Source organism: Streptococcus sp. HMSC073F11, assembly GCF_001810785.1.
Taxonomy (GTDB): domain Bacteria; phylum Bacillota; class Bacilli; order Lactobacillales; family Streptococcaceae; genus Streptococcus.
Genome location: NZ_KV802698.1, coordinates 402,397 through 409,402, shown reverse-complemented (window position 1 = coordinate 409,402; position 7,006 = coordinate 402,397). Strand labels below are relative to the sequence as shown.

At 43.1% G+C, this 7,006-nt stretch carries 7 protein-coding genes; all 7 read right to left on the bottom strand.

The window, feature by feature from the left end; genetic code table 11:
* Window positions 1-69: 69 nt before the first annotated feature.
* The gene (locus HMPREF2764_RS08805) at window positions 70-1,344 is read right to left on the bottom strand and encodes a hydroxymethylglutaryl-CoA reductase, degradative (protein WP_070528913.1); all 1,275 of its coding nucleotides are present in this window, start codon (window positions 1,342-1,344) and stop codon (window positions 70-72) included.
* Window positions 1,344-2,516: a hydroxymethylglutaryl-CoA synthase gene (locus HMPREF2764_RS08800; protein ID WP_070528909.1), complete on the bottom strand. Its 1,173-nt coding sequence runs from the start codon at window positions 2,514-2,516 to the stop codon at window positions 1,344-1,346. Before HMPREF2764_RS08800 ends, HMPREF2764_RS08805 begins: the two co-directional genes overlap by 1 nt.
* A gap of 131 nt (window positions 2,517-2,647) precedes the next feature.
* Window positions 2,648-2,896, bottom strand: a complete 249-nt coding sequence (locus HMPREF2764_RS08795; protein WP_070529199.1) for a hypothetical protein — start codon at window positions 2,894-2,896, stop codon at window positions 2,648-2,650.
* Window positions 2,897-3,065: 169 nt separating this feature from the next.
* Complete coding sequence (locus HMPREF2764_RS08790) at window positions 3,066-3,506, bottom strand: threonine/serine exporter family protein (protein WP_000176930.1); 441 nt, start codon at window positions 3,504-3,506, stop codon at window positions 3,066-3,068.
* 1 nt (window position 3,507) lies between these two features.
* Window positions 3,508-4,266, bottom strand: coding sequence for a threonine/serine exporter family protein (locus HMPREF2764_RS08785; protein WP_033686493.1), 759 nt, complete (start codon window positions 4,264-4,266; stop codon window positions 3,508-3,510).
* Between the two features lie 88 nt (window positions 4,267-4,354).
* Complete coding sequence (pknB, locus tag HMPREF2764_RS08780) at window positions 4,355-6,256, bottom strand: Stk1 family PASTA domain-containing Ser/Thr kinase (RefSeq protein ID WP_070528904.1); 1,902 nt, start codon at window positions 6,254-6,256, stop codon at window positions 4,355-4,357.
* On the bottom strand, window positions 6,253-6,993 hold the full coding sequence (locus tag HMPREF2764_RS08775) for a Stp1/IreP family PP2C-type Ser/Thr phosphatase (protein WP_000406242.1): 741 nt from the start codon (window positions 6,991-6,993) through the stop codon (window positions 6,253-6,255). Before HMPREF2764_RS08775 ends, pknB begins: the two co-directional genes overlap by 4 nt.
* Window positions 6,994-7,006 lie beyond the last annotated feature (13 nt).

Here is a 7,006-nt window from a genome sequence, read left to right as displayed (position 1 = left end):
GACGTGGTTTGAATTTGATTTTCGAAGAGTATAAACACAAGAAAACTCAGACCGATCGGTCTGAGTTTTTTATGATCTTAAGTTTTCTAGATAACGCTGGGCTGTCTCTAGATTAAAGGTTTTATCTGCAATGAGGAGCTCAACAAGGGGAGCTACCTCGGATTCACTAGCACCTGCTAGGAGAGATAAGGATTTGGCCTGCAATTTCATGTGTCCTTGCTGTATCCCTGTACTCACCAAGGCTTTGAGGGCAGCAAAATTTTGGGCAAGCCCGATAGACACTATAATCTGGGCTAATTCTTTGGCAGAAGGATTTCCCAGTAGTTCGTGACTGAGGGCTACACGAGGGTTAAGGCCGATAGAGCCACCCTTGGTCGCTACAGGCATGGGCAGGGTCATCTCACCAACCAATTCTTCTCTTTCAAGGTCCAGCGTCCATTGACTAAGACCTTGGTAATGTCCATCTCGACTGGCAAAGACATGAGCCCCGGCTTCGATGGCACGCCAGTCATTACCAGTGGCAATCAAAATGGCATCAATACCATTAAAAATTCCTTTATTATGGGTAGCTGCTCGATAAGGATCAGCCTGCGCAAACTGGCTAGCCAAAGCTATTTTCTCCGCAATCTCTCGCCCTTGATCCGTTTGACGGCTCAAATAGCGAAAGGCGATGCGACAGTTTGCTGTCACCAGAGAATCGGTCGCGTAATTAGATAGGATTCCCATGAGACTCTGTCCCTGACTGAGTTCTTCTAAGACTGGTTTCAAGGCCTCCAGCATGGTATTGAGCATATTAGCACCCATGGCTTCCTGGGTATCTACATGGAGATAAACAACGAGAAAGTCTGTTTCAGCTTTGATCTTCTCTACATGCAAATCACGCGCCCCACCCCCGCGTTTAACGATAGAAGGATAAGCTTGATTGGCAAGTTCCAAGAGTTCTACTTTCTTGCCGTCAATCTTCTCTTGCACTAAATCTGGATCAGCAACTTGATAAAGGGCTACCTGCCCAATCATCTGGCGCTCATGAACCTGAGCAGTAAAGCCACCTGCTCGCTTGATGATTTTACTTGCATAGCTGGCCGCAGCAACCACTGAGGGCTCTTCTGTCACATAGGGAACTGTGTATTCCTGACCGTTAACGAGAACCTCTGGGACCAGCGAATAAGGCAGAGAAAAAGTTCCCACTACATTCTCACTCAGCTGGTCTGCCACAGTCACACTCATCTGTTCATCCTGCTCCAGACTCGCTTGTCTCTCAGGACTAAGGAGCGCCTGAGCTTTTAACAGCTCGAGGCGCTCTTGGTATGATTTTTTAGAAAATCCATTCCAACTTATCTTCATTATTTTTCAACCTTGCTATAACGGCGTTGGTGGTCAACAATTTCAACCAAGGCAAAATCTTGATTTTCATAGCCAGCAAACTGGGCAGAATTTGTTTCATCTAAGTCTACTTCCTCAAAGAAGACTTTTTCATAGTCTGCAACGGATAGGGCAGTTCGTTGGTTGAGCTTGTTCAAGCGGTCTTTATCCAGATAAGCTTCATATCCTTCAACCAATTCACCACTAAAGAACTCAGCCACAGCCCCACTTCCGTAACTATAAAGGGCAATTTTATCCCCAGCCTTCAAGCTATCTGTATTTTCCAAGAGAGACAAGAGTCCAAGGAAGAGGGATCCTGTGTAGATGTTCCCCACCTTCTGACTGTAGAGAATAGACTGGTCAAAATGCTTTTGCAAGAGATCTTTTTTCTCTTGAGCCAGGCTCTTATCCATGATTTTTTTCAAGCCTTTTAGCGCTAATTTAGGATAAGGCAAGTGGAAGCAAACCGCCGCAAAATCATCCAAAGTAAGCTGGTAGCGTTTTTGGTATTCAAGCCAAGTCGTTTTCAAACTATCTAGATATTGTTGGGTAGAATAGACACCATTTACATAAGGCGTTGTCGAGTAATTTGGACGCCAGAAATCCATGATGTCACGAGTCTGAGCCACATTGTCATTATTAAAGGCCATAATGCGTGGATTCTGTGTAATCAACATAGCTACACTTCCAGCACCTTGAGTTGGTTCTCCTGGAGTTTCAATACCGTATTTGGCAATATCACTGGCAATGACTAAAACCTTGGACTCTGGAGAATTTTCCACATGCAATTTGGCATAATGGAGGGCAGCTGTCGCTCCATAGCAGGCTTCTTTAATCTCGAAACTACGCGCAAAGGGCTGGATGCCCAGCAAACCATGCACAAAGACGGCCGCAGCTTTACTTTGGTCAATTCCTGACTCAGTCGCCACAATGACCATATCGATTTCTTGTCTTTCTTGCTCAGTTAAAATAGAATCACTTGCACTAGCTGCCAAAGTCACGATATCCTCAGTTAGAGGCGCAATACTCAATTCCTTGAGCAAGAGTCCTTTGCTTAATTTTTCAGGGTCAATTCCCCTCGCTTCTGCTAAGTCTTGTAATTTCAAGACATATTGACTGGTCGCAAAACCAATCTTATCAATACCGATTGTCATATTTACCTCTGTTTTATCATTCATTGTAAAAAATCGTTCTATACTATTTTATCACAAATAGCAGTAAAAGAGAGAAAAAAGACTTGATTCACCAAATCAAGTCGCTTATTCGTCACAGTTTTAAATAATGATTAGTTGCTATAGAGTTCACCAACATAAGTAGCTTTATAAGCCCCATTCTCAGTTAGCAGTTCCTGGAGGATTAAATTTCCTGAGTAAGTCCTTCCCATCTCATCTACAAATTCTTGATAAAACTGACTAGTCGGAATTTCTCTGATATTCTTATCAAATGTCTTGTCAAGTGTTTTACTAACCTTCTCAGCAATCAACTGATTCTCTTGCAATCCACTTTGAAACTCTGAGCTCGAACTAGAAACCATGACTGGGATAAACAATAAAGTCAGTAGACTTACAAACAATAAGGAAAATAGTAATTTTTTCATGATTTTTCCTCCTTTCTATATATAGAATACTACATAGAGAAAGCGTTGTCAATGCATTTGTCTCATTTTTCAGAAAATTCTTTTATTTCTGTAAATTCTCCAATGCTCAATGTGTTTTTATATAATGATACAGTCTGAGAATCACTGTTCCACTAGCCATTCCAATGGAAATCACCAAAGCCAACATAACAACCAAGGTTGCACTAGCAATGGCATGACTGTAATCTCCCGTCACAAAAAAGGCAGTTGTCCGATAGGAGAGATAACCCGGAACCAGAGGTGCTAAGATGGCCAAGATAAAGACCACAGCAGGTGTCTTATAAAGAATACTTAAAATCTGGCTGACGCAAGAACCGATAATGGCTGCAATAAAAGTAGCCACAATAACATTGGTCGGTTCCTTGAGCAAAAGATAAATTAGCCAGACAGCCATGCCCAAAATTCCTCCTGGTAAGAGCATAGAACGTTGAACATTGAGTACGATTAAAAAAGTGATGATAGCAAGAAGACTTGCTACTGCTTGTAATAAAAAGGTTGTTAGTGTCATATTAATTCATCAATACCAAGGCGACAGAAGTTCCCGCCCCTAAAGCAAGGGTAATGAGCAGGGATTCAAACATCTTACTCATACCAGAGTTTATGTGGTTGGTCATAATATCACGAACCGCATTGGTCAAGGCAATCCCTGGTACAAACGGCATGACCGCACCAGCTATAATCAAATCTGCCGTTGAAGGAAAACCTGTGTAGCGAGCCCAAAACTGGGCAATCATCCCAAAGACAAAGGCTCCAGCAAAGGCCGTTACAAAGGGAATTCGGATAAACTTCTCCACATAGAGGGAAAAGGCAAAACCAAATAAGGTAGCCACTCCTGCCCCAAGTGCGTCGTAGATATTTCCACTAAACATAATCGAAAAGAAAGGGGCGCTAAAGGTCGCAGCCAGAGTTACCTGCAACTTAGTATAAGGAAGGGGCTGGTCTTGCAAAGCCGTCAATTGCTTGAAGGCTGTCTCTAAATCAAGATTTCCTCCTACCAACTGACGAGAAATCTGGTTCACATCACAGACTTTTTCAATATTATAAGAAGAGGAAGTCACGCGTTTCATTCGCGAAATATTGGTATTTTCAATGGAGAAAAAGATAGCAGCAGGCATGGCAAGAACATTGCAATCCACAATCCCCTGCGAATGCGCAATACGGATCATGGTATCTTCTACACGATGAATCTCTGAGCCACTTTTGAGAAGAATGGTTCCAGCTAACATAATCACATCGATGACGGCATTTAATTCTCTTGATTCTTCCATGCGTTCCTCCTTTTATCAACTTCCTCTATTCTATCACAAATCCGGACTCAAAAAAAATCTTTGCCATGAAATCATGACAAAGATTCGTTTAATCACGAGAATTTTCGTGGTTGCCTTCACTACTTGATTGAGTAGTAGCAGGTGCATTCCCTCGTTGATTTCCTTGTTGGTTCCCCTGACTTGGTGTCGTAGTAGAACCTTGGTTTCCACGTTGGGCTGGTGCTGATGATGACGTTGACGGTGGTGTTTTTGGTTTGTAGATTGAAATCTTGACACGCGTCTTAGTCAAATCAACCTTTTCGCCTGCTTTTGGACTTTGCTCTACAACAGTCCCCTCAGCAGTTCCATCAGGAGCTGTCGACACTTCTACAACTTCAATATTGGCTTCTTTAATCCCAACAATTTGAACGAGATTATTTTTAGTAAATTCAAGACTAGATCCTATATAACTTGGCATAGCAACGCTGGTTACTTTCTTAGCAACGGTTAAGGTAATTGTTGAGGCCTTGCTCAAATCATAGGTTGTTCCGGCAGCTGGACTCTGTCTGAGAACGGTTCCTGCTTCACTCTCACTTGATTCTTCTTCCTCAATCTTGATGAGATTTTCAGGAACCTTCTTCTGCTTGAGTTCTGCGATAACATCTGTCGATTTACGGCCGATATAGTTACTCAATTGGAAAGATTGCTTGCCTGATGAGACAACCAAATTGATTTTCGAACCTTCTTTTCGAGTCTTTCCAGCTTCAGGATCTGTACGGATAATCCGCCCTTCTTCCACCTTTTCACTAGCCTCTGATTTCTCCTCGCCAATCTCAAAATTGGCTTTCTTGAGCGTTTCCTTGGCTTCCGCAACTGTCTGGCCTGCCACATCTGGAATGGCAATGGTTGCAGGAGTTCTAGATAGTATCCAAATCAGAGAGGCTGCCACCAATACAATGCTGGCCAACAAAATCATATAACGAACTCTAAATTTCCGTTTCTTAACAGTCTTGCTTGCGTAATTGTCTTCTGAAACCTGCTGACTAGGTTTCGCAGTCTGTGGCTTCGGACTCTGTGTTTGCACCTTAGGAATCGAAGTCAAGGTACTCTGGGATACCTTCGGTAGTGTCTTGGTGTCCGCCTTAGTAGTATCATTAAATACCAGTTTAGGCTCATTGCGACGATTATAAGACAAGCTACTAGACAAGTCCACATACATCTCTGCAACTGACTGATAACGATCTGTCAATTTCTTGGCAGTTGCCTTGATAACAACATTCTCCAAAGCCTGAGGCACAGATGGATTTTCATCAATAACTGACGGCAGTGGTTTCTGGAAATGCTGAAGGGCGATGGTCACCGCACTATCCCCGTCATAAGGGATATGGCCTGTCAGCATCTCATAGAAAATAATCCCCATGGCATAGATATCACTCTGTACAGTCGCCTTAGAACCACGCGCCTGCTCTGGTGACAAGTAATGAACCGAACCCAGCATAGAGTTAGTCTGAGTCAGACTTGTCTCTGCAAAAGCGACCGCAATCCCAAAGTCTGTGACCTTGGCAGTCCCATCTGGTGTCAAAAGGATATTTTGAGGTTTCAAGTCCCTGTGAACAATTCCTCTAGTATGGGCCAAACGCATGGCTAGGAGGATTTGCCCCATGATACGGACGGCTTCTTCATTAGAAAGAGGATAGTGTTCCTTGATATAGCGTTTGAGGTCTAGTCCAGCAACATACTCCATTGCAAGATACTGTTGACCGTCTTCCTCACCAATATCTGTTATCCGAACGATATGAGGATGGTCTAGATCTGCCATAGCTCTCGCTTCACGCTGAAAACGAGCTACAGCTATCGGGTCCGTCTGGTAGTTGGTCCTCAGGACCTTCACTGCCACTTCTTCTCCGTCTAGAATTAAATCCTTGGCCAAATAGACATCTGCCATGCCTCCTCGGCCAATCTGTTTCACAATCCGATAGCGTCCGGCAAAAATCTTGCCGATTTGGATCATTCTGCATCCTCCTCGTTCATAGAAACAAGGGCAACCGTAATGTTGTCTAAACCTCCTGCATTGTTAGCAAAACGCACAAGCGTCGCTGTTTTATCTGCCAAAGGAATATCACTGGTTACAATATCACAAATCTCACTGCCTGAAATCATGTTAGTCAAACCATCACTATTGAGCAAGAGATAGTCTCCTGGCTCAAGGGTAATCATTCCAAAATCAGGTTGAACTTCATCTTTTTGACCGATAGATTGAGTAATAATATTTTTCTGTGGATGGCTAGCTGCTTCTTCTGGTGTCAATTGACCTGCCTTAAGCAATTCATTGACCAAAGAATGGTCGCTCGTCAACTGGTGGTACTCTTCTCCACGAATCAAACCGATACGAGAATCTCCAATATGAGCATAGATAGCCTGATTGCCAATAATAGCAACAGCTTCTAGAGTTGTTCCCATTCCTTTATAGGCATCATCTTGTCCAAGTTGATGAATCTTTTGATTTTCAATTTCTAGGTAATTGGCGAACCATTCACGCACTTCATTGACTGTATCGATCTGGGTGTCAACCCAAGCTATACCTAGGTCTGTTACCGCCATTTCACTAGCGATATTCCCTGCGCGATGACCTCCCATCCCATCAGCTAAAATAATCATGGTACGCCCAGCTCTATTGACATAGTGGTTGACATAGTCTTGGTTATTTGTTCGTTTCTGACCAACATCTGTTAATAATGAAATTTCCATGTGTCAGTTCCTT

Excerpts from the sequence above, each read along its gene's own strand:
- HMPREF2764_RS08790 (WP_000176930.1), bottom strand. The coding sequence starts at position 3,506 with ATGACACTAACAACCTTTTTATTACAAGCAGTAGCAAGTCTTCTTGCT.
- HMPREF2764_RS08800 (WP_070528909.1), bottom strand. The coding sequence starts at position 2,516 with ATGACAATCGGTATTGATAAGATTGGTTTTGCGACCAGTCAATATGTC.
- HMPREF2764_RS08775 (WP_000406242.1), bottom strand. The coding sequence starts at position 6,993 with ATGGAAATTTCATTATTAACAGATGTTGGTCAGAAACGAACAAATAAC.
- HMPREF2764_RS08795 (WP_070529199.1), bottom strand. The coding sequence starts at position 2,896 with ATGGTTTCTAGTTCGAGCTCAGAGTTTCAAAGTGGATTGCAAGAGAAT.
- HMPREF2764_RS08805 (WP_070528913.1), bottom strand. The coding sequence starts at position 1,344 with ATGAAGATAAGTTGGAATGGATTTTCTAAAAAATCATACCAAGAGCGC.
- pknB (WP_070528904.1), bottom strand. The coding sequence starts at position 6,256 with ATGATCCAAATCGGCAAGATTTTTGCCGGACGCTATCGGATTGTGAAA.
- HMPREF2764_RS08785 (WP_033686493.1), bottom strand. The coding sequence starts at position 4,266 with ATGGAAGAATCAAGAGAATTAAATGCCGTCATCGATGTGATTATGTTA.